This window comes from Paraburkholderia sp. RL17-368-BIF-A, assembly GCF_046054045.1.
In the GTDB taxonomy this organism is placed as follows: domain Bacteria; phylum Pseudomonadota; class Gammaproteobacteria; order Burkholderiales; family Burkholderiaceae; genus Paraburkholderia; species Paraburkholderia graminis.
This window is the reverse complement of the sequence record NZ_JARESN010000028.1, coordinates 16,435-38,175: the sequence shown is the minus strand read 5'-3', so window position 1 is coordinate 38,175 and position 21,741 is coordinate 16,435. Positions and strand designations below refer to the sequence as shown.

18 protein-coding genes are annotated in these 21,741 nt (G+C 62.9%); 6 read left to right on the top strand and 12 right to left on the bottom strand.

The features are described from left to right. Window positions 1-46 precede the first annotated feature (46 nt). Window positions 47-355, top strand: coding sequence for a hypothetical protein (locus P0D87_RS30200; protein ID WP_006049170.1), 309 nt, complete (start codon window positions 47-49; stop codon window positions 353-355). Between the two features lie 65 nt (window positions 356-420). Here the strand turns inward: P0D87_RS30200 and P0D87_RS30195 are convergent, their stop codons facing one another. The 7 genes from P0D87_RS30195 to P0D87_RS30165 all read right to left on the bottom strand — a co-directional run bounded on the left by P0D87_RS30195 (window position 421) and on the right by P0D87_RS30165 (window position 8,968). Then, entirely contained in the window at window positions 421-1,182 is a 762-nt protein-coding gene (locus tag P0D87_RS30195) for an NAD(P)(+) transhydrogenase (Re/Si-specific) subunit beta (protein WP_053859568.1), read from the bottom strand. Window positions 1,183-1,245: 63 nt separating this feature from the next. Further along, window positions 1,246-2,073, bottom strand: a complete 828-nt coding sequence (locus P0D87_RS30190; RefSeq protein ID WP_053859569.1) for a fumarylacetoacetate hydrolase family protein — start codon at window positions 2,071-2,073, stop codon at window positions 1,246-1,248. A gap of 97 nt (window positions 2,074-2,170) precedes the next feature. Next, window positions 2,171-4,366 carry an acetate--CoA ligase family protein gene (locus tag P0D87_RS30185; RefSeq protein WP_029966516.1) on the bottom strand — a complete coding sequence of 732 codons (2,196 nt, stop codon included), beginning with the start codon at window positions 4,364-4,366 and terminating at the stop codon, window positions 2,171-2,173. Window positions 4,367-4,466: 100 nt separating this feature from the next. Beyond that, window positions 4,467-5,714, bottom strand: a complete 1,248-nt coding sequence (gene frc / locus P0D87_RS30180; protein WP_006049166.1) for a formyl-CoA transferase — start codon at window positions 5,712-5,714, stop codon at window positions 4,467-4,469. Between the two features lie 24 nt (window positions 5,715-5,738). Then, the gene (locus P0D87_RS30175; RefSeq protein ID WP_053859570.1) at window positions 5,739-7,502 is read right to left on the bottom strand and encodes a thiamine pyrophosphate-binding protein; all 1,764 of its coding nucleotides are present in this window, start codon (window positions 7,500-7,502) and stop codon (window positions 5,739-5,741) included. A 550-nt stretch (window positions 7,503-8,052) separates the two neighbouring features. Next, the gene (locus P0D87_RS30170; RefSeq protein ID WP_006049164.1) at window positions 8,053-8,772 is read right to left on the bottom strand and encodes a GntR family transcriptional regulator; all 720 of its coding nucleotides are present in this window, start codon (window positions 8,770-8,772) and stop codon (window positions 8,053-8,055) included. Then, window positions 8,750-8,968 carry a hypothetical protein gene (locus P0D87_RS30165; protein ID WP_006049163.1) on the bottom strand — a complete coding sequence of 73 codons (219 nt, stop codon included), beginning with the start codon at window positions 8,966-8,968 and terminating at the stop codon, window positions 8,750-8,752. The genes P0D87_RS30170 and P0D87_RS30165 overlap by 23 nt, the downstream gene beginning before the upstream one ends. Window positions 8,969-9,345: 377 nt before the next feature. Here P0D87_RS30165 and shiA point away from each other — a divergent pair, with 377 nt between their 5' ends. The 3 genes from shiA to P0D87_RS30150 all read left to right on the top strand — a co-directional run bounded on the left by shiA (window position 9,346) and on the right by P0D87_RS30150 (window position 12,575). Then, window positions 9,346-10,662, top strand: a complete 1,317-nt coding sequence (gene shiA, locus P0D87_RS30160) for a shikimate transporter (RefSeq protein WP_006049162.1) — start codon at window positions 9,346-9,348, stop codon at window positions 10,660-10,662. Between the two features lie 370 nt (window positions 10,663-11,032). Further along, the gene (locus P0D87_RS30155; protein WP_006049161.1) at window positions 11,033-12,436 is read left to right on the top strand and encodes an L-lactate MFS transporter; all 1,404 of its coding nucleotides are present in this window, start codon (window positions 11,033-11,035) and stop codon (window positions 12,434-12,436) included. A 10-nt stretch (window positions 12,437-12,446) separates the two neighbouring features. Next, on the top strand, window positions 12,447-12,575 hold the full coding sequence (locus P0D87_RS30150; protein WP_006049160.1) for an MFS transporter small subunit: 129 nt from the start codon (window positions 12,447-12,449) through the stop codon (window positions 12,573-12,575). A gap of 88 nt (window positions 12,576-12,663) precedes the next feature. Here the strand turns inward: P0D87_RS30150 and P0D87_RS30145 are convergent, their stop codons facing one another. The 3 genes from P0D87_RS30145 to P0D87_RS30135 form a co-directional block, all read right to left on the bottom strand. Beyond that, window positions 12,664-15,522: a YadA-like family protein gene (locus P0D87_RS30145; protein WP_053859572.1), complete on the bottom strand. Its 2,859-nt coding sequence runs from the start codon at window positions 15,520-15,522 to the stop codon at window positions 12,664-12,666. A 409-nt stretch (window positions 15,523-15,931) separates the two neighbouring features. Next, complete coding sequence (locus tag P0D87_RS30140) at window positions 15,932-16,357, bottom strand: DUF3830 family protein (RefSeq protein WP_029966520.1); 426 nt, start codon at window positions 16,355-16,357, stop codon at window positions 15,932-15,934. A gap of 569 nt (window positions 16,358-16,926) precedes the next feature. Then, on the bottom strand, window positions 16,927-17,850 hold the full coding sequence (locus tag P0D87_RS30135) for an AraC family transcriptional regulator (protein WP_006049157.1): 924 nt from the start codon (window positions 17,848-17,850) through the stop codon (window positions 16,927-16,929). Window positions 17,851-18,026: 176 nt separating this feature from the next. Here P0D87_RS30135 and P0D87_RS30130 point away from each other — a divergent pair, with 176 nt between their 5' ends. Further along, window positions 18,027-19,025, top strand: coding sequence for a helix-turn-helix transcriptional regulator (locus P0D87_RS30130; protein ID WP_006049156.1), 999 nt, complete (start codon window positions 18,027-18,029; stop codon window positions 19,023-19,025). A 114-nt stretch (window positions 19,026-19,139) separates the two neighbouring features. Here P0D87_RS30130 and P0D87_RS30125 read toward each other — a convergent pair whose 3' ends face one another. Together P0D87_RS30125 and P0D87_RS30120 are read right to left on the bottom strand one after the other, a co-directional pair. Beyond that, a complete protein-coding gene (locus tag P0D87_RS30125; RefSeq protein ID WP_006049155.1) occupies window positions 19,140-19,901 on the bottom strand; it encodes an ABC transporter permease in 762 nt (253 codons plus the stop codon). Next, window positions 19,898-20,824, bottom strand: a complete 927-nt coding sequence (locus P0D87_RS30120; protein WP_006049154.1) for an ABC transporter ATP-binding protein — start codon at window positions 20,822-20,824, stop codon at window positions 19,898-19,900. The genes P0D87_RS30125 and P0D87_RS30120 overlap by 4 nt, the downstream gene beginning before the upstream one ends. Before the next feature lie 402 nt (window positions 20,825-21,226). On the opposite strand from P0D87_RS30120, the gene P0D87_RS30115 reads away from it, so the two are divergent. Further along, on the top strand, window positions 21,227-21,634 hold the full coding sequence (locus P0D87_RS30115; protein ID WP_053859573.1) for a hypothetical protein: 408 nt from the start codon (window positions 21,227-21,229) through the stop codon (window positions 21,632-21,634). Window positions 21,635-21,741 lie beyond the last annotated feature (107 nt).

The window sequence follows — 21,741 nt, the reverse complement described above, 5'->3', positions numbered from 1 at the left end:
TATGCTGCAAGCTAGTTTCATCACTTGACAGCCTAGGAGGCCGATCATGAACCACGCTTCGGTTGCGACTCATGCCAGCGCACGCACCACTGCGCGCGCTTCCGCCGATCATTCCAACGACCCGCATCTGAGCGCCTATAACGCGGCCTTCAGCGACCTCGGGCTGCGCTTTCGCTGGGACCACGCCACGCTCGACGTGCTGAGCGAATTCAATAGCGAGGCCGCGCGGATTACCGCATACATCGAGCGGTTTCATGCGCATCTGCATCGCGCATATGATCCGGACTTTCTCGCGCAACTGATCCTGCAAAAGAAGGCGCAGTACTTTAGTGAATTCGCGGCTTTGGGTGAGTGAGCGGATGGGCGGGAATACGTTCCCGCCTTTTATCGCGGCAGTTGCTTGATTGATCGGGTTCGCGTTCATGGATGCCGGCTTACCGTGGGTCGGTTGGACAAGCGTCGTGCCGCGCATGCCTGAATGTTCCGTTGCCTGCTGCCGATGCTGTCGCTGTTATGCCAGCGTCGGCCGTGACGGTATGCTGCCGCGCGCACCATGACGTGCATTGGGCTGACTTCTTCTGCGTCTTCTCGCCACTTCATTGGCATGTCGGCGCGAGCGCCATACGCGTGCGTTTTCGCATGCGTTTTCGCGTGCTTCTTCGAATACTCACGGCTCATCATCACATGCACACCGATCGACGAAGCCAGTGCGCTCATACCGAGCAACGCGGTGAGCCCGAACGGCTGCGCCGCTTCGGTGACGAAGCCATAGCCGAGCCATCCGCATAACAGCAGCGCGACCGCATTGACGATGTCGTGCCCGCGACGCGCCGTCACGCGAAGCGGCAACAGGCCGCGCAGTTTGCAGAATGCGATCGCCGATGTGGCGAAGATCAACGCGCCGGCGAACACCGCCGCATAGAGTTCGATCCGCTCGGGAATCGCGAGATTGGCCTGGTTTCCTGGCGACAGATAACGCGCGACGCCGACGGATACGACGGATAAACCCATGCCGCTCGCGAGCAACGCGGCGAGCGCGGGTCGTCGTGTGAGATTGCGACGGCGCACGACGGATGCACCGGCGAGCATCGGGCCGAGCGCGCAGGCAAGCAATGCAGCACACGCAGCCGTCAGCGAGACGAGCATTCCAAGCCACACGGTACTATCCGACGCTTGCGGCACGCGCGCTCCTTCCGTGTTGTTGCAACCCGCGGACTTGTGGCCCGCGGATCGACCGATCGTTCTTCAAACGAGTCCCGCCGTAACGCCTGTTGCAGTAACGCCCGGTCCCGGCGCTTCGCGTACCGCGGCTTGCAACGTATTGCGCAGCGTGCCGATTCCATCGATAGAAATAGACACCGTCGCGCCATCCTTGATCGACCCGACTCCCACCGACGTACCGCACGCAATCACATCACCCGGCTCCAGCGTGAGATCCTGCGAAATGAGGCTCACCTGCTCGGCCGGCGAAAACACCATGTCGGACAGCGGATAGTTTTGCCGCTCGACGTCGTCGAGCATCGTCACGAGATGCGCGCTTTGCCAGTCGAAACCGGAGACGATTGCCGGTCCGATACAACAGAACGTATCGAAGCCTTTCGCGCGGCACCATTGCGGAAAATGCGGATTTTCGTTGAGCAGATCGGCCGCAGTCACGTCGTTGACGAGCGTGTAACCGAAGATCGCTTGAGCAGCTTCTTCGACGTTCGCATCGCGGCAGCGCCGGCCAATCACAATGCCGAGTTCGCCTTCATAGACGATCTTGCCGGCGTAGCTCACGGGCCGCCGGATCGGCTCGCCCGAACCGATCACCGAGCCCGCCGGCTTCAGCAGAAAAAGCGGATGCGCGGGCACCGGCTTGTCGAGCTTCGCGGCAAGCGCGTGAAAGTTATTCCACAGCGCGACGATCTTGCCAGGCGCGCAAGGCGCGAGCGGCGTCAGCGCGCGCGTCGATAACACGGCGCCGGTCGGCACCGGTTGATCGAGACTTTCGTACTCGTGCAGATAAGCACCTTCGACGCGGCCGAACACCACACCGCCGTCGCTGGACATGAAACGCATCCACGTATCCATACGCCGCTCCTTGAGCGCTTCGGCACGATCTTCTTCGCGAGTTGCAAACGACAATCGACTGTCGCGAAGAAAACCGTGCCGCCTTCCGTTTGACGCGTCAGATCAGGCCGGCGCCGCGTGCCCACTGATACTTTGCACCGAGCACCGCGACGGGAATTTCCGTCGAATAGGCGTACGCGGGAACACCATGCGCGTACAGATATTCGGCGGCTTCCTCCACCTGAACGTCGCCCGCGAGCGAGGCCACGATCGGCTTCTCGATACCGCGCGCTTTCATCTCTTCCTTCACCTCGACGACGAGGCGCGCGAACACCATCGGCGGCGTGATGATGGTGTGCCAGTAGCCGAGAATGATCGCGTGAATGCGCGGGTCTTCGAGGCCGAGCCGGATCGTGTTCTGATACGTGGACGGCGGCTCGCCACCCGTGATGTCGACGGGATTGCCCGCCGCGCCGAACGGAGGAATGAACTTGCGGAACGCAGCGTCGAGATCGGCGGGCATGGTCATCAGCGACAGACGGTTGTCCACGCAAGCATCGGACAACAACACGCCCGAGCCGCCCGCGCCCGTGATGATCACCACGTTCTCGCCCTTCGGCGTCGGCAGCTTCGGAATGCCGCGTGCAAACTCGAGCAGATCGCGCAGCGAGCGAGCGCGGATCACGCCGCATTGCTTGAACACGTCTTCGTAGATGCGATCGTTGCCTGCAAGCGCGCCCGTGTGCGAGCTCGCCGCTCGCGCGCCGAGACTCGTGCGGCCCGCCTTGAGCACCACGACCGGCTTCTTCTTCGACACGCGCGCCGCCGTTTCCGCAAACGCGCGGCCGTCTTTCAAGTCTTCGCAATGCTGCGCGATGATGTCGGTGTTCTCGTCCTGTTCGAAGAACGTGAGCAGATCGTCTTCGTCGATATCGGACTTGTTGCCGAGGCCGACGATTGCCGACACGCCCATCTTCGCCGAACGCGAGAAGCCGATGATCGCCATGCCGATACCGCCCGATTGCGACGACAACGCCGCCTTGCCTTGCACATCGTACGGTGTGCAAAACGTTGCGCACAGATTCTTCGGCGTGTAGTAGAAGCCGTAAATATTCGGCCCCATCAGGCGAATATCGTATTCGCGCGCAATCGCCACGATTTCCTGCTGGCCTTCCACGTTGCCTGTTTCGGCAAAGCCGGACGGAATCAGCACCGCGCCCGGAATGTGCTTCTTGCCGACTTCCGTCAATGCGCCGGCGACGAACTTCGCGGGAATCGCAAACACTGCCACGTCGATATTGCCCGGCACGTCCAGCACACTCTTATAGGCCTTGTGGCCCATGATCTCGTCGGCCTTCGGGTGGATCGGATAGATCTCGCCCTTGTAGCCACCGTTGATCAGGTTCTTCATCACCGAGTTGCCGATCTTGCCGTCTTCCGCCGATGCACCGATCACCGCGACCGAATCCGGCTTCATGATGCGGTTCATTTGCCGCACGATGTCTTCCTGACTCGGCCGATAGCGCTCTACCGGCGGCGCGAAATCGAGCACGATGCGCACGTCGGCGGCAATCGCACCGCGCTTGCTCGCGAACACGGGGTTCAGATCCAGCTCGGAGATTTCGGGGAAGTCGGACACGAGCCGCGAGACGTTTTCGATCAACCCGGCGAGCGCCTCGCGGTCGACGGGTTCGCCGCCGCGCACGCCCTTGAGCATGTCGGCAGCCGCAATGCCGTCGAGCATCGAGCGAGCGTCGTCGCGCGTGGCCGGCGCGAGGCGGAACGTGATGTCCTTCAGCACTTCGACCAGCACGCCGCCAAGACCGAACGCGACCAGCTTGCCGAACGACGGATCGGTCACCGCGCCGACGATCACTTCCTGCCCGCCGCCGATCATCTGCTGCACCTGCACGCCAAGCAGATTCGCGTTGGCGTTATAGCGCTTCGCGTTCTCCATGATCGTGGTGAATCCTTGCACCACGTCCGCAGCATTCTTCACGCCGACGAGCACGCCGCCCGCTTCGGTCTTGTGCAGAATTTCCGGCGAGACGATCTTTAGTACGACTGGAAAACCGATGTCGGCGGCGAATTGCGCGGCTTCATCCGCGGTCGTCGCAAGCGCTTCCTTCGGCACCGAAATGCCGTAGACGTCGCACACGAGTTTGCCTTCCGGCGCGGTCAGCGAATTGCGGCCTTCGGCTTTCGCGTGATCGAGAATGTGCCGCACGACGTCCTTGTTGGCGACCTGCGCGCGGTCGTCCGGCGTGTGTGCGGTACCGCGTTCTTTCAGTGAGAGCGTGTCTTCGTATGCCATGTCCTGCCGTCTCCAATGCGGGTTCGAAAGGCGCCGCCCGGCACCGCGCTCGCCTGGATGGCGAGCGGCGGGCGGCCTGCACTACGGGTTTTTCTATGCGCTAGATGGCGCCGGCGGTGCGCAGTGCGCTGATCTGCTCGGGCGAGTAGCCCAGTTCCGCCATGACTTCGTCGGTATGTTCGCCAAGCAGCGGAGAGCGCTTCACTTCGGTCGGGCTATCGGACAGTTTGATAGGATTGCCAACGGTCAGATATTTGCCGCGCGTCGGATGATCGACTTCGACGATCGTGCCGGTCTTGCGCAGCGAGGGCTCCTCGGCGATCTCCTTCATCGACAGAATCGGCCCGCATGGAATGTCGTACTTGTTGAGGATCTGCATCGCCTCGAACTTGGTCTTGGTCATCGTCCAGCGTTCGATTTCCGCGAAAATGTCCTTCAGACGCGGCAGGCGTGCGGCGGGCGTCGCGTAATCGGGGTCCGTGGCCCACTCTTCCTTGCCGATCACGTTGCAGATCTTGGCCCACACCGGCGCCTGCGTGATGAAGTAGATGTACGCGTTGGGATCGGTCTCCCAGCCCTTGCATTTCAGAATCCAGCCCGGCTGGCCGCCGCCCGACGCATTGCCCGCGCGCGGCACCGCTTCGCCGAACTTGCCGTTCGGATATTGCGGATACTCCTTCATCACGCCGGTGCGTTCGAGCCGCTGCTGATCGCGCAGCTTCACGCGGCACAGATTGAGCACGCCGTCCTGCATCGCAGCGAGCACGCGCTGGCCGCGGCCCGTCTGCGTGCGCTGATAAAGCGCGGTGACAATGCCGAGCGCGAGATGCAAGCCCGTGCCGCTATCGCCGATCTGCGCGCCGCTGACGACCGGCGGGCCGTCGTCGAAACCCGTGGTGGACGCCGCGCCGCCCGCGCATTGCGCGACGTTCTCGTAGACCTTGCAGTCTTCGTACGGACCTGGGCCAAAGCCTTTCACCGACGCGACGATCATGCGCGGATTCAGCTCCTGGATGCGCTCCCACGTAAAGCCCATGCGATCCAGTGCGCCCGGCGCGAAGTTCTCCACCAGCACGTCGCATTTCTGGATCAGCGCCTCCAGAACCTGCTTGCCTTCCGGGTTCTTCGTATCGATCGTGACCGAGCGCTTGTTGTGATTGAGCATCGTGAAGTACAAGCTGTCCACGTCGGGAATATCACGCAGTTGCTCGCGCGTGATGTCGCCGGCGCCGGCCCGCTCCACCTTGATCACGTCCGCGCCGAACCACGCCAGCAATTGCGTGCAGGTCGGGCCCGATTGCACATGCGTGAAATCGAGAATGCGCACGCCGTCGAGTGCTTTGCCCATGTCGTGTCTCCTAAGGTATCCGTATTACTTGTACATGGTCTGATTCTTGGTGCCCGGCGCGTATTCGCGCGGATCGACCCAGATGTTGACGACTGCTGAGCGGCCGGTGCGATGGATCGACTCGCGTGCACGCTGCAATGCGCTTGCGATCTGCGCGGGATCGCGCACTTCCTCGCCGTAGCCGCCGAGCATTTCGGCGAACTTGCTGAACGGCACATCGCTCAGCAGATTGCCGACGTTGCCGCGCTCGTCGCCGTATTTGGCGAGCTGGCCGTAGCGGATCTGGTTCATCGCCGAGTTGTTGCCGATCACCGCGAGGTACGGCACGCCGAAGCGGTTGGCCGTTTCCATGTCGAACGCGGTCATGCCGAACGAGCCGTCGCCGTAGTAGCAGAGCACTTCCTTGTTCGGATGCGCGATGCCCGCTGCGAGCGCAAAGCCGGTGCCGACGCCGAGCGAGCCGAGTGCGCCTGGGTCCATCCATTGACCGGGACGGCGCGGGCGAACTGCTTGCGCGGAAATCGTCACGACGTCGCCGCCGTCGCCGATATAGATCGTGTCGTCGGAAAGGAACTCGTTGAGTTCATAAGCGACGCGGTACGGATGAATCGGCGTGCTGTTGGACTTGAACAGCGGCATCAGTTTTTCGGTCGCGGTTGCTTCGGCATCCTGAAGTTGCGCCATCCACTTGCGGCGTGCCTGGCGCTTGTCGTCCTTGAGGCGACCGCTCGCGGCTTGCAGCACCGCGGCGAGAATCGCGCCCGGATCGCCGACCAGACCAAGGTCGATGTCGCGATTCTTGCCGACCGTCCGGTAGTCCATATCGATCTGCACCAGCGTCAGTTCCTTGCTGATGCGCTTGCCGTAGCCCATGCGGAAATCGAACGGCGTGCCGACGACGATCAGCACGTCCGCATTCGCAAACGCCTGCGAACGCGTGCGATCGAAGTGATGCGGATCGCCCGGCGGCAGCAAGCCGCGGCTCGCGCCGTTGAAATAACCAGGAACGTCGAGACCGCGCAGCAATGCAATCGCTTCCTCGTGACCGCGCGCGGTCCACACCTGCTGTCCGTACAGAATCGCGGGGCGCTCCGAATTGACGAGGATGTCGGCCAGTTTCTCGATGTCGCGCGGATCGCCAATCGATTTCGTCGACGCGCGATAGTGCCCCGGCTGCGGCACGACGGCGCGCGTGAGTTCGACTTCACGGTCGAGCACGTCACGCGGAATTTCCAGGTAAGCCGGGCCGGGCGCGCCGTTGAAGCACTCGCGTGTGGCCATCGAGATCATGTCCGCGACGCGCTCCGTGCTCGACACGCTGGCGGCGAACTTCGTGATCGGCGACATCATGTCGACGTGCGGCAGGTCTTGCAGCGAGCCCATCTTGTGCTGCGTCAGCGCGCCTTGCCCGCCGATATGCAGCACCGGGCTCTCGGAGCGAAATGCCGTCGCGATGCCGGTCACCGCGTTCGTGCAGCCGGGGCCGGCCGTCGTGACCACGCAGCCGAGCTTGCCGGTCTGGCGCGCGTAGCCGTCTGCTGCGTGCGCCGCGACCTGCTCGTGGCGCACGTCGATGATGCGAATCCCTTCGTCCACACAACCATCGTAAATGTCGATGATGTGGCCGCCGCACAGCGTGAAGATCGTATCGACCCCTTCGTTTTTCAGCGCCTTCGCGACCAGATGGCCGCCCGAAACGACGCCCGCATTGCGCGTCTTTTGCTTGAGCGTGTCTTCGGCCGTGGTGCTGCTCGTGGCGGAGTTCAGGGATGAAACAACTGCAGACATGGTCGTCTCCTGTGTGTCGACCGGCTTGGCGCGTCAGTGCTTGCGCCGGTCCCGTGCTTTGCATCGGCCGGTGTTGCGCATTAGCGCTTGCGCCGGCCCCATGAAAGACTGCTGCTTATCGGTTGTGCAACGCTTCTCAGAACATGCCGCCCTGCTTGCCCACATACGGTATGTGATATATCAGATTCAGGCAAGGACGATTTCATGCTCCGGGTCCGCTCTGCGTTTCTGCTGCAATCCCTGCGGGACATGGTAAAGCGGCTGTTTCGAGATCCGCTTTCGGCCTTCCGCAAGGGAAAACACTGAGCGCCGGTTAAGAACGCTCACTGTTGATATATCACATACCACATTTCACCAGACGTCAAGCGCGGTGTTTCCCTACGAAGCGCGTAGAAACGAAAAAAGCCCGCGGTGCGTGAACACCGCGGGCTTCAATGCCTGCGTGACTTGGTTGCTACAGTGACGGGCGCGGGCAGGCCCGGCGAAACTCCGCGCCGAACGCCAGACGTGCTTAACGTACCTAACGCCGCACGTAACGCCTATTCAGCCGTCAATCGAGAAAATCGCAGTTCTTCTCCACGAAGGCCGCCAGATCGAGCGAATGCTGGCGCGTGAGACGCTCGGCCAGTTCGGTATCGCGCTTCTCGAGCGCCTCGATAATGCGCAGATGATCGACGATGGACCGCGACGCGCGATCGCTCTGCGAGATGGTCATGCGCCGGATAGCGCGCACGTGGATAAAAATATTCTTGATGGTGTCGAGAATGATCTGCGACTTCGACAACTCGACGATCGACTGGTGAAACGCGATGTTCGCATCCGAATACTCGGCGATGTGCTCGGCCGGCGTGGCGTCGCGGAAATTGTCGAACATGTGCCGCAGGCGAGCGATTTCCTCGTCTGTGGCGCGCTGGGTCGCCAGACGTGCGGCCATGCTTTCCAGCGCGGCCCACATGTGAATCATCTCGACGATCTCGCGCTTGCTTTTGCGGACGATGTAAATGCCGCGCCGCGGCACCATGCGCAGAAAGCCTTCCTGCTCAAGCAGCGTCATCGCCTCGCGCACTGGCGTTCGGCTGACGCCGAGCGTCTCGCTCAACACCCGTTCGTCCAGACGGATTTCGTCGCGCGTCTGGTAGATGTCCGCATCGGCAATCGCCTGGCGCAGCATCGCATAAGCCTGATCGCGCAAGCTCGCGCTTGCGCCGATAGGCTGCAACGACAACGTCAAAGGTGTTGCCACCGCTTCAGTTTGAAGTTCCGACGACATTCATCGCCTCTGGTTGAACATGCATACGATAAGGCGCCACCGCTGCCCCACGTTGCTCGCTCAATCCGACGAAACGGCCATGTTGCGCTGCAAGTTGCGCGACAGGCTGCGGAATCCAGCGAGCGATAAGAACCGTGGCGGCACTGCCCAAGCCCACAACAGCGACGGCCAGCAGCGAGAGAGGAACAAATTCCATTTGTAGCTCCAACTGATTGAGTGATCGAATGACTCAATCATATGCTGCATCGCCGCAAAAATCAATATTGTGTATGTAGTATATCAGTGACTGTTGTTTTTCAATCAATGACTACGGTAGCATGCGCCGCGTCGTCCCGCCTCCCGCTTGTTGCCGGCGCGCCGCGCCTCCGTGTATACGCCAGGAACGCGCGCTATTCGCGCAGACGCGTTCGACTATCGCGCAATCCACGTCGAGTGCCGATTGTGCGGCGAGCGCAGCGTCATTAATCTTCCGCACAACCTGCAAGCGATCGGCGGCCCGCAAAGGCGCCGACGCCGCGCCGCCAGCACGCGGCCGGTCATGCAGTAGTCCAAGAATCTCACGGAGACCCCGTCATGAGCACCACTCTCTCGCCGGCCGCAACAGCCGACAACCGCATCGCCCGCAGCCGGGCACGCAAAGCCGCGCTGGGCAGCTTCGTCGGCGCAGTCGTCGACTGGTACGACTTTCTGCTGTACGGGATTGTCGCGGCACTCGTCTTCAACGCGGAGTTCTTTCCGAAAGTGAGCCCGGCAATGGGCACGCTTGCGGCCTTCGCGACATTCGGCGTCGGCTTTCTGTTCCGGCCGCTCGGCGGCTTCGTGTTCGGCCATTTCGGCGACCGGCTCGGCCGCAAGCGCATGCTGGTGCTCACCGTGATGATGATGGGTCTCTCCACCGCGGCCATCGGCCTGCTGCCGTCGTTCGCGACCATCGGCTGGCTCGCGCCGGTGCTGCTCGTCACGCTGCGCGCGATCCAGGGCTTCGCGGTCGGCGGCGAATGGGGCGGTGCGGCGTTGATGGCGGTGGAAAGCGCGCCCGAGAAAAAGAAGGCGTTCTACAGCAGCGGCGTCCAGGTCGGCTACGGCGTGGGCCTCGTGCTGGCGACGGGGCTGGTCGCGCTGATCAGCCGTTCGATGGATAACGCGTCGTTCATGAGCTGGGGCTGGCGCCTGCCGTTCCTCTTCAGCGTGGTGCTGGTGCTGATCGCGATGTGGATCCGCTCGAGTATGGAAGAGTCGCAGGAATTCGTCGAAAAAGTCGGCGCGCACGGCGAGCGCCGCGTGCGGCTGCCGATCGTCGAAGCGCTGCTGCGTCACCCGAAAGCGTTCCTGCTGATCATCGCGCTGCGCCTCGCCGAACTGTTCACGATGTATATCGTGACCGCCTTCGCGCTCAATTACTCGACGGCGAACCTGCACATGCCGCGTGAGTTCTTCCTGACCATCGGCCTGCTGGTCGGCGCGGTGAGTTGCGTGACGATTCCCCTCTTCGCGATGCTCGCCGACCGCTTCGGCCGCCGCCGCGTGTACATGATCGGCGCGCTCGTCGGCATGTTCAGCGCCGTGCCGTTCTTCCTGGCCCTTGAAGCACGCTCGACGGTATGGATCGTGGTTTTCGCCGTGATGCTCGCGAACATCGCGCACGACATGGTGGTCAGCGTGCAGCAGCCGATGTTCACCGAACTGTTCGGCACCGAGTACCGCTACAGCGGCGCGGGCGTCGGCTATCAGGTGGCGAGCGTGGTAGGCGGCGGCTTCACGCCGTTCATCGCCGTTGCGCTCGTGAGTTTCGCCGGCGGTTCGTGGCATCCGGTGGCCGGCTATCTGGCGATCGGCTGCCTGATCTCTGTGCTCGTGGCCGCAAAAATGAAGACGGGGCGCACCGTTTGAACGGTTGATCGAAGTTCGAAGAGGCCGGCGTGGCGATGCTGCCACCGCCGGCCCTTTTTGCTTTTAAGGCGCGGTTGGGCCGCACGCCAAGTTGCGCCAGACCCGACATCTGGGACCGACTGCCGCGATCGGGCAGATGCGCGTCGCATTTCCTCGGGCAATGCCTTATGCATTTCTATCTCATATTGCCAACCTAGGTCCGCCGCCCTATCGTTCGACCAGGCAAGCTCCATCCGGGACTTGCGCACGTTCATATGAAGCCCAGCCGCATATATGAGCGCCCCATCGAGTAGCAATTCTCACGCCGAAGCACTAAAGGATTCGGTCTGATGCGCCGATAACAAAGACTTCGCTTTCCGGGAGACCGACCATGAGCAGCATGACCGAGCCACAGCACAATTCAGGCTCCGCACCATTTTTTTCGAAAGAAGCCACCATCGCGAAACCGGGGTTCTCGCGCTGGATGGTTCCTCCCGCGGCACTCGCCGTCCATCTCTGTATCGGCCAGGCGTACGCGTTCTCCGTGTTCAACGGCCCGTTGACCAAGGTGATCGGCATCACGCAATCCGCGCCCGATGACTGGTCGCTGACTTCCCTTGGCTGGATTTTCTCGCTGGCGATCGTGTTCCTCGGTTTGTCGGCGGCGTTCGCGGGCAAGTGGCTCGAGCACGTCGGCCCGCGCCGCACCATGTTCACCGCGGCCTGCTGCTTCGGCGGCGGCTTCCTGATTTCCGCGCTGGGCGTGTACTTCCACCAGATCGCGTTGCTGTATCTCGGCTACGGCGTGATCGGCGGAATCGGGCTCGGCCTCGGCTATGTGTCGCCGGTATCGACGCTGATCCGCTGGTTTCCGGACCGCCGCGGCATGGCGACCGGCATGGCGATCATGGGCTTCGGCGGCGGCGCGATGATTGCCGCGCCGCTGTCCGTCGCGCTGATGAACCACTTCAAGAGCGCGACGAGCATCGGCGTGGCCGAGACGTTCATCGTGCTCGGCATCGTGTATTTCATCTCGATGTCGATCGGCGCGTTGGCCATTCGCGTGCCGCCGACGGACTGGAAACCGGCAGGCTGGACGCCGCCCGCGACCTCGCAGCAAAAGATGATCACGCGTAACCACGTGCACATCGACCAGGCGCTGAAGACGCCGCAGTTCTATCTGATCTGGCTCGTGCTGTTCCTGAACGTGACGGCCGGCATCGGCATTCTCGGCCAGGCTTCGGTGATGATCCAGGAGAGCTTCAAGGGCACCGTGACGGCTGCCGCCGCTGCGGGTTTCGTCGGCCTGCTGTCGCTGTTCAACATGGGCGGGCGCTTCGTGTGGGCATCGGCGTCGGACTGGATCGGCCGTAAGAACACCTACTTCATCTTCTTCGCGCTTGGCGCCGTGCTGTATTTCCTCGTGCCGAGCTTCGCCGCGTCCGGCCAGATGGCACTCTTCGTGCTGGCGTACTGCATCATCCTCACGATGTACGGCGGCGGCTTTGCGACGGTGCCCGCGTATCTCGCGGACATGTTCGGCACGGCGTTTGTCGGCGGCATTCACGGACGCCTGCTGACCGCATGGGCCGCGGCCGGCGTGGCGGGTCCGGTGCTCGTGAACTACATCCGCGCGTACGAAGTCGCGCACGGTGTCGCGAAAGCCGACGCCTACACGATGACGGTTCACATCATGGCCGTGCTGCTGGTGGTCGGCTTCATCTGCAATCTGTTGGTCAAGCGTGTGGACGACAAGCATCACATGACCGACGCACAAGTCGCCAAAGGCGCATAAGGAGACTCGCATGTCGACCATTGAACCCGTGCACCCGACCAACAAGGTCAAGATCGCCGTCTTCTGGCTGTACGTGATGATCCCGCTCGCGTGGGGCGTGTTCAACACGCTATCGCAAGCGATGAAGCTGTTCCAGTAAGCGTACCCGCGCCCCGCCGCCCGCACCGCGGGGCGCACGGGGCGCCTTCGATTTGCCGCCGGCAGTTCTCGCCGGCTGGCTTCCCTTGCTACCACTGATAAGCGGCGCCGGCGCCGACCGCCGTGGTCACCGAACTTATGCCCGCGCTCAGCTTCACCTTGAAGTTCTGCGCGACGCGCGCCGACAGCCCCACGGCCACCGCCTGATAACCCATGTAACCCGCCGTGCCTACGCCGATGGCGAGGTTCTTCGTCGCGTCGACTTCGGGGACCATGGTCATTGCCATCGCGGACGCCGTTCCCGCATACGCACGCCGCGCCAGATCGCCCATGCCGCCCTGGAACTGCTGCATGTTGACGGCGTCGCCCGGCGCCTGGCCTGCGGCGAGGTTCGTGATGCGGCGCTCGTTACCCGACGAGCCGACGGAAACCGTGTTCGGCTGATCCGCGACCGAACCTTCGCCTAGCGCGACGGTGTTCGCCGCCGACGCTTTCGCTCCGCCGCCGACCGCCACAGAACCGTTGCCGGTCGCCTGCGGCGCACTCGCGGAACTGTTCACGGCCGTATAGCCGTTGCCGCTCGTCGCATAGTTTCTGACGGTCTGGTCGATGCTGCTGATCTGCTGATTGGTTTGCCAGAGCTGCGCGCCGGTTACCGCATCGCTGCTCGTCGCCGATACTTCGCCGTTCTTCAGGTTGGTCAACTGCACGGCCGGCGCATTCGCCGCCGTGCCGCCGAGCGTCATCTTGTCGTGCGCGGAACTGTCGTACTGAACGGCATTCGCCACCGTTCCGTTGATGCGGCCAACCGTGTTCTGCAGACCCGCAATGTCGTTGCTGTTTTGCGTGACGCGGCCGTCGAGATTGCCGAGCGCGCCGCCGACGTTGTTGACGACCTGCCCGCCCACCTTGTACGAAGGCGCGCTGACCGAGCCGTCCGCGTTCACCGTCGAGCCGCCGCCGAGCGCCGTCGCCGTGCTCGCGGCTTGCGCGAACAGTTGCGAGCCGTTGACCGCGTCGGTGCTCGCCGCGTTGAGCGAGCCGCGTCCGACGCCGGTGACGACGCGGTTGCCCTGCGTGCCCGCCACATTGATCGCCCGGCCGTCGGTCGAGGCGCCGATCTTGATGACGCGCGAAGACGGGTCTTGCGTCACCATGCCGGCGCCGCCCTGCTGGACGTTCTGCTGCAGTGTGCTGAGCCCGCTGTCGAGCGAGTCGAGTGCGTCGCCGACGTTCTTCTGCGTGCCGCCTTGCACGTGGTACGACGGGCCGGTCACCGAGCCGTCGATATTGACCTGTGCGCCGCCGCCAAGCCCGGCGACCACCGGCCTCAACTGCGCAAAGTTGACCGCGGACGTGTCGGCCAGGCCCGCCGCGACGCCGGTCAATTGACGCGCGCCACTCGTGCCCGCGAAGTCGACACGCGCGCCGCCCGCATCTTGCCCGACGCTAATGACGCGCGAGGTCAGGTCCTGCTGGACGAGCCCGATCTCGCCGTTCGTGATCTGCTTCGCCACGTTCGTCACGTTGCCTTCGAGCGCTGTAGTGCGCGTGTCGAGGCCCGATATCTTCGTCGTGTTGACGCTCACGCGCTGGTCGAGATTTGAAATGTCGCTCGCGTTGCTGCCGACGCGCCGATCCAGGCTTGCAATGTTGTCGCTGTTTTGCGCCACCGCCTGATTGGTCGCGAACAGTTGGCCGCCGTTCACCGCGTCCAGGCTGTCGCTGTCCAGTCTCGTGGCGCGTACGTTGGTCACGCGGACCGGCGCGCCGGCGTTGCCGAGCGTCAGGGTGTCATGCGCGGCGGAGTCGTACTGGACGGAGTCCGCCGTGGCCGCCGCAATCGTCTTCGCGCTTGCTGCGGCACTCGCCGTGGTGCTGGTTGTCACGCTCGTGTTGACGGCCGCCGCGAGCGCCGAGCCGACGTCGCCAAACGTGTTTCCGCCGATGGTGTAGAGCGGCGGCTTGACCGTGCCGTCCGCTTTGACCGCCGCCTGGCCGCCGAGCGCGGCCGCCACGCTCGCGGCATTACCGTAGAGTTGCGCGCCGTTGACCGCGTCGCTGCTGGACGCGTCGATCGCGCCGCGCGCGAGCCCTGTAAGCGTGCGGTTGCCGTTCAGGCCGGCGACGTTCATCCGGATACCCGTCGACGACGGCGCGAGCAGAATGTCGCGCGTTCCGAGGTCCTGCTTGACGAGACCGATGCTGCCCGACACGACTTGCGACTGCAGCGTGGCAATGCCGGTATCGAGCGAACTCAGCGCGCCGCCGACGGTGGTTTGCGTGCCCGACTGCATGTAGTACCGCGGGCCGACGGTCGCGCCGCTCGCGCTCACCGACGCGCCGCCGCCGAGCGTCGACACGACCTGCTTGAGCTGCGTAACGTTGACCGCCGATTGAGCAGTCGTCCCCGCCGCGATGCCGCGCAGTTCGCGCGGGCCGCCGGTTCCGGTGAAGTCCACGGACGCGCCATCGGTGCCCGCGCCAATGCTCAGATTGCGCGTGCCCAGGTCCTGCCGCGCGAGTCCTGTCTGACCGCTTTCGATGTTGCCCGCGAGGTCCGAGATGCTTGCCGCGTTCTGCGAGACGGCATCGTTCGTGGCGTGCAGTTGCGCGCCCGTTACCGCGTCCGTGCTGTAGGCGTTGAGCGCGCCTTGGGCGACGTTCGTCACTCTGACCGGTGTGCCCGCATTGCCGAGCGTCGCGCTGTCGTGCGCGTCGCTATCGTAGAACAGCGCGTCGGCGACATTCGGGCAGCCGGAGGGCGCGCACTCCTGGGCGCCGGCCGGTTGCGCGAACACCAGCGCGCCGAGCAAGCCCGCCGCCGCCGCGGCCAGCGCCCGGCATACCGAAGCGCACTTCGCACCCCCGCTTTTCGTGACTTCCGATGCGGCCACATAGACGCGCCTCGCTTCATTCCATACCGCTTTATAGGTCTTGTTCAACATTCCTCCCATTCTTTTTATTTACTGTCTCTTGCCGAGACTTTTCTTATGCCATCCTAAGTATTTGATCGACTAAACAGACTCAGGACGCACTGCGCTTTTACTTGGCCAACAAGGCTGGAGCGACGAGTGTGCAACCGCGTCCGCGGTTCGCGAATACGATTAATCCTAAAAGCGATTTTTTAGCTTTAATTAGCTAAATGGCATAGTGCGATTCAGACGAAAACTGCCAAAGCTCTTAATCCCGAATGCGGACGATTAAGCGTTTTTAGTCGAATGCTGAGAGTGGCCGAGAGCCGGCATGGAGGAAATGCGAGCCCGTCGATGGCCGGCTCGCAATCAAAGCAGGACCGCGCGACGCAGACGCCGCGCGTGCAACTTACATGGGCGTCCGAAAAACGCCCGGCGATGCTCAGATCTTTTCGAACAGCACGTCTTGCGCGCCTTCCCACAAAACCTTGACGCCGACTTCGCGCAGCTTCTCCTTACCTTCGACGATGGTCAGGAAGTGGTTGCCCGCGAGCTGTCCCATCTTGCTCGCGAAGCAGCACGAGCCGTAGGCGATCAGAATTTCGGTTTCGCTATAGCCGCCCGGATAAAACAGAATGTCGCCGACCGACGGATGACTCGTGTGATTTTCGAAGCCGACCGCCGCGCCGTCGTTCTCGAGCTTGAATTCGCCGAGCGGCACCCAGCAGCCTTCGCCGCTCCAGCGCACGTGGATGATCTTCTGCCGGTACGGCAACAGCTTCAGGAAAGCGGCCACGGTTTGCGGCGCGTCGGGGTTCGTTTCGGCGATAAAGACATGGCCGCAGGAGGTGATTCGAAGTCGGGTCATCGCTTGATATCCGGTATGACGGTGAATGTTGGATGAAGTGGTCGGTCAGACGCGGCTCGGGCCAAGCCGTGGGCTGGTCATTCTGTCGTGCCGTGCAAGGGTTCGACAGATACAGTTCCCAATGGCCCGGTCAGGCCAGTTCGACCGCAAGCGCCGCGCGCCAATCGGACCGTGCGTGAGTTGACATAGCATGGCCATGCCAGCTTTGCAGGTTGTCGCGCCACGAAAGTTCGTAGTTTGCAAGCCGCGCAATGCACAGCACACTTCGAAAGGTGCGTGATTCCTACAGACGGCTTCCAGCTTCGCTTCTTCCTGCGTGGCGCAGTCCGGCGGGCCGCCAAACCAAAGCGCGAACAAGAGGCGCAGCGCCGCCATGCATCGGAGGGCACCGCTCGCAGCGGCGAGCGCAGCGGACGCCGTCCATCACCGGCTGTTGCCGCTGTTGCCTAGTGTTGCCGGCCCTTGCCCAATAACCTGTCTGAGGCTGAACTGGCCGTTTTGCTGGTCGGCTGCTTGTCCGTTGCTGATCGCTTACCGGCGCAAGCGTTGGCTGCCGCACGGTCCGCACGTCAGCCGCGCAACCGGTAAGCCAGCGGCGTCACGCCGTAATCACGCTTGAACTGCACGGAGAAATGACTGGCATTCTCGTAACCAACCGCAATTGAGATCTGCTGCACGGTCTGATCGGTCGAACGCAAGAGCCTGGCCGCTTCCTCGAGCCGCAAGCGCGTCACGTATTGATGCGGCGTTTCGCCGGTTTCGCGGCGGAACACGCGAGCAAAGTGGAAGCTGCTTAAACCGGCCTGCGCGGCAAGTTCGCCGATGGTCAGGTCGGCACTGAGATTCGCCCGGATGTAATCGGTTACACGCCGGATGCGGCGCGGCACCAGCCGTTCGGGTTGCTCGAAGCGCGCCGTGCCCGCTTCCCGGCCGCGCGAATAATGTTGAAGAAGATGCGCGGCGAGCGCGTGAACCAGCGCATCGACATACAGGCGCGAGTCGGCCGGATCACTGGCGGCGCGATGCAATGCAGAAAGCATCGCGGCAACCAGCGGATCGTGAAACCGCATCGCGTCGCCGAGCGACAGTTCGCGGCACGACCCGCCGAGTTCCATCTGATCTGCGACGCTGTCGATCAGGCTGCGCTCGATATGTAAATGGACGGTCGACAGCGGCTCATCGCTGATCGAACGCCAGCGCCAGGAAATCGGCGCGGGCGGCACATACCAGAGTTCGCCCACTCGCAGTTCGGCGCTTTCCCAGCGCCCGTTCAGATTGCGCTCGAGATGCTCGGCGCCGCTTGCCAGCGTCATCAGCGTGAGGTCCTGCAGGCCGGGCGCTTCCAGCAGTTCCTGCTCGTCCGGCTCGAGATAGGAGCGCAACACCAGATGCCGCCACGGGCGATCCACGCTCGACACCAGTTTCTGGCCCGCCATGTAGCGGTCGTAGGCAAGCGTCGTTGTCAGCTTTGGAATTCGTGTCTTCACGTCCATTCCCAAGGAGGTGCCGTATGCAAAAGAGAGAAACCCGTCAAACCCGCGTGGCCGGTCGGCTGTCAGCGCAAGATCGCAAAAATGATAGCAAGGAACCGGCTACCGTAATTTTTGGAAATAGCTAATCATTCAGGTTGTCGTCTTTCACGCGTTTCGAACGCCGGAGCTACCGTTTCATGGAACACGAATGCGATACGCTGCCGCATTGGCTGACCGGTTCGCCGCAGGGCGAAGCCGGCCATGCGTCGGCAGCATACAACCCAGCGGTCACCGCACAACCGGCCTACCCGGCCGGTACGCGGCAGGCCGCGAAGTCAGCCCACGCGGCTGAAGCATCGATCGTATCTGGCCGCGCGGCAACAGGCGCGGCGCCCGCAGGCTTCCTCACGCTGTTCACCGAGGAAGAGATCGGCACGCCCGCGCCGGCCGCGCGGCGCGCGCCGGTCATCAGTCCGCTGGTGCGTTTCGGCAGTGCGCAGGACCGCATCGAATTCGTGCGGCAGCGCATCAGGCAACTGGGCTTCAACTCGTTCAGCTATACGGCCACGCGCACGTCGGCGCATCGCAAGACCATGTTCGTGCTGACGAGCTACGAGTCGCAAAGCTGGCTCACGCGCTATTTCCGCGAGCGTTATTTCGAGCTCGATCCGCGCGTGGCGCTCGCATCGCCGACCGGCATGCCGTTCCTCTGGAACACAGTCGACATGCGCGCCGATCTGCCGCGTGCGCAAATGCGCAGCGAGCGGCTCGGCGGGCTGATCGACATGCTGGAGGCAACCGGGCGCAAGAGCGGCATTCTCACGCAGATGCCGCTGCCCGAGCCGGAACTGAGCGCGAGCCTGTGCTTTAACTCGGAGATCGCCAATCCGCGCTGGATGACCGAATCGATCGTGGCCGAAACGCTGATGTTCGCGCACACGATTCATGAGTTCATCTGGACGCACGCGAAGAGCGTGATCGGCATGACGCCCGCGCAGCAGCATCGCGTGACGTTGAGCGAGTTGCAGCACGCAGTGCTGAAGGCGGTGGTTCAGGGGCAGCGCGACAAGGAAATCGCGTATTTCCTCGGGCTGTCGCCGCACAATGTGGACTACCATCTGCGCCGCTTGCGGCAGTTGTTCAATGTGCGCAATCGCGTGCAACTGATCAACGTCGCGAAGGCCTACGTGTCGTAGACGCGGGTAGTACGCGGAGTACGCACGGAGCACGCCCGTAGTGCAGGCAGGCCACGAAAACGGCGTGGCGGCTTCCCGCCGCCACGCCGTTTTTTTAATGCGCGGGCTTTGCGCCTAGCTCTTCAACCGGTAACCCGTCTTGAAGATCCACGCGACGATCGCAAGAAACACCGCCAGAAAGAGCGCCGTCATGGCGAGGCTTATTTCGACGTTGACATCCGCGAGACCGTAGAAGCTCCAGCGGAATCCGCTCACCAGATAGACGATCGGATTGAACAGCGTCACGATCTTCCAGAACGGCGGCAGCATGTTCACCGCATAGAAGCTCCCGCCGAGGAACGTCAGCGGCGTGATGATCAGCAGCGGCACGAGTTGCAGTTTCTCGAAGCTATCCGCCCAGATGCCGATGATGAACCCGAGCAGACTGAACGTGACCGCGGTCAGCACGAGAAACAGGATCATCCAGAACGGATGCTGCACTTGCAGCGGCACGAACAGGCCCGCGGTGGCGAGAATGATGAGCCCGAGCAGGATCGACTTGGTGGCCGCCGCGCCCACATAACTCACGACGATCTCGAGATACGACACGGGCGCGGACAACAACTCGTAGATGGTGCCGGTAAAGCGCGGAAAGTAAATGCCGAACGACGCGTTCGAAATACTTTGCGACAGCAGCGACAACATGATCAACCCCGGCACGATGAACGCGCCGTAGCTGATGCCGTCCACTTCCTTGATACGCGAGCCGATGGCCGCGCCGAACACGACAAAGTAAAGCGACGTGGAAATCACCGGCGCGATGATGCTTTGCATCAGCGTGCGCCAGGTGCGCGCCATCTCGAACTTGTAGATCGCGCGAATGGCGTAGATGTTCATTGATTACCTCGAAGCAGGCTCACGAAGATGTCTTCAAGCGAACTCTGCGTGGTGTGCAGGTCCTTGAAACGGATGCTGGCGTCGTCGAGCGCCTTGAGCAGCGCGATGATGTCCGTGCGGCCGCCGTCGCCTTCATACGTGTAGATCAGTTCGTTGCCGCCTTTGGCGACATCGAGCCCGTAGCCGGCGAGCGCGGGCGGCAGTGCGTCGAGCGGGCTCTCCAGTTGCAGCGTCAATTGCTTCTTGCCGAGCTTGCGCATGAGTTCGGTCTTCTCTTCGACGAGCATGATCTCCCCGCCGTTGATCACGCCGATGCGGTCCGCCATTTCCTCCGCTTCGTCGATGTAGTGCGTGGTCAGGATGATCGTCACGCCGCTTGCCGCGAGCGAACGCACGAGCTTCCACATATCGCGGCGCAATTCGACGTCGACACCGGCCGTGGGTTCGTCGAGGAACAGCACGCGAGGTTCGTGCGACAGCGCCTTCGCGATCAGCACGCGCCGCTTCATGCCGCCCGACAGCGTAATGATCTTGCTATTGCGCTTTTCCCACAGCGACAGATCGCGCAGCACCTTCTCGATATGCGCGGGATTCTTCGGCTTGCCGAACAGGCCGCGGCTGAATGAGACGGTCGCCCAGACGGTTTCGAACGAATCGGTGGTGAGTTCCTGCGGCACGAGGCCGATCAGCGAGCGCGCGCCGCGATAGTCGGCGGCGATATCGCGGCCGTCCACCATCACGCTGCCTTCGCTCGCGTTGACAATGCCGCAGATGATGCTGATGAGCGTGGTCTTGCCCGCCCCGTTTGGCCCCAGGAGGGCAAAGATTTCTCCGCGGTTGATCCCGAGGTTGATGTTTTTGAGCGCCTGAAAACCGCTTGCATAGGTTTTCGACAGATTCGTGACTGAGACGATTGGCTGCATGGATTCGACGATGGCAGACACCGTTGTTTAAGTGGATGAAATGACGCGCAAGCGCGGCCGCACCCGCAATGTAATGGAAACTGCGAAAGCCTGCAGCGCAACGGATCGAAGTCTACGGGAAGTCGCGTACCGCCGAACGCATCGCCGAGCCATTTCGCTGCAGCGCAAGATAGTTCGGTTTCCATAACGATATCCGCGGGAAGCGCGTCGTCTCCCGCACCGTTCCCGCTCGCCCAGCAGACTCCCGCCGCCACCGTCCCGGGAACGCGGCGTGCTCGATTTCAGCCGTGCTGCTGCGCCCGTGCGCGTCGCGCCGGCATCCAAGGCACAGTGCTTGCGGCAGTTTGTTCATGTGAGTGCAAGGCGCTCGCGTGACATCAATCGACTCTATGGAGATGAACCATGAAACGCTTTACCAAAACGATTTTTGCTTCAGCGCTCGTAATGGCACTCTCGGGCGGAGCCTTTGCACAAGCGGGCGGCGGTGCCGGTGCCGGCGGTAGCGGCGGCATGGGCGGCGGTGGTGCGGCAACGGGTGCGGGCGGCGGTAACGGCGTGGGCGCCGGCGGCGGCACGACGGGCGGCGCCGGCGGCACCGCGGCGCCAGGCGTCGGCCCCGGCACGATGAAGCACCCCGGCGATTCCGGCTATGGCTCGCCGGGCGTGACCGGCACCGGCGGCGGCATGGGCACGGGCACCGGCGCATCGCCGAACAGCGCAACCACGAACCGTTCGAATAGCGGCAGCATGAGCAACGGTACCCGCAGCGGCACGAGCGGTACTAACGGTACGATGCAGAACGGGCAGTAATCACGTTAAGGGAAGACTCGCGCTCGGGCCGGGGCAGTCGTATGAATTCGAGGCCCTGATTTAAGAGCGCGAGGAAAGATGGACGGCGGCGCCGCTTGACGGCATCG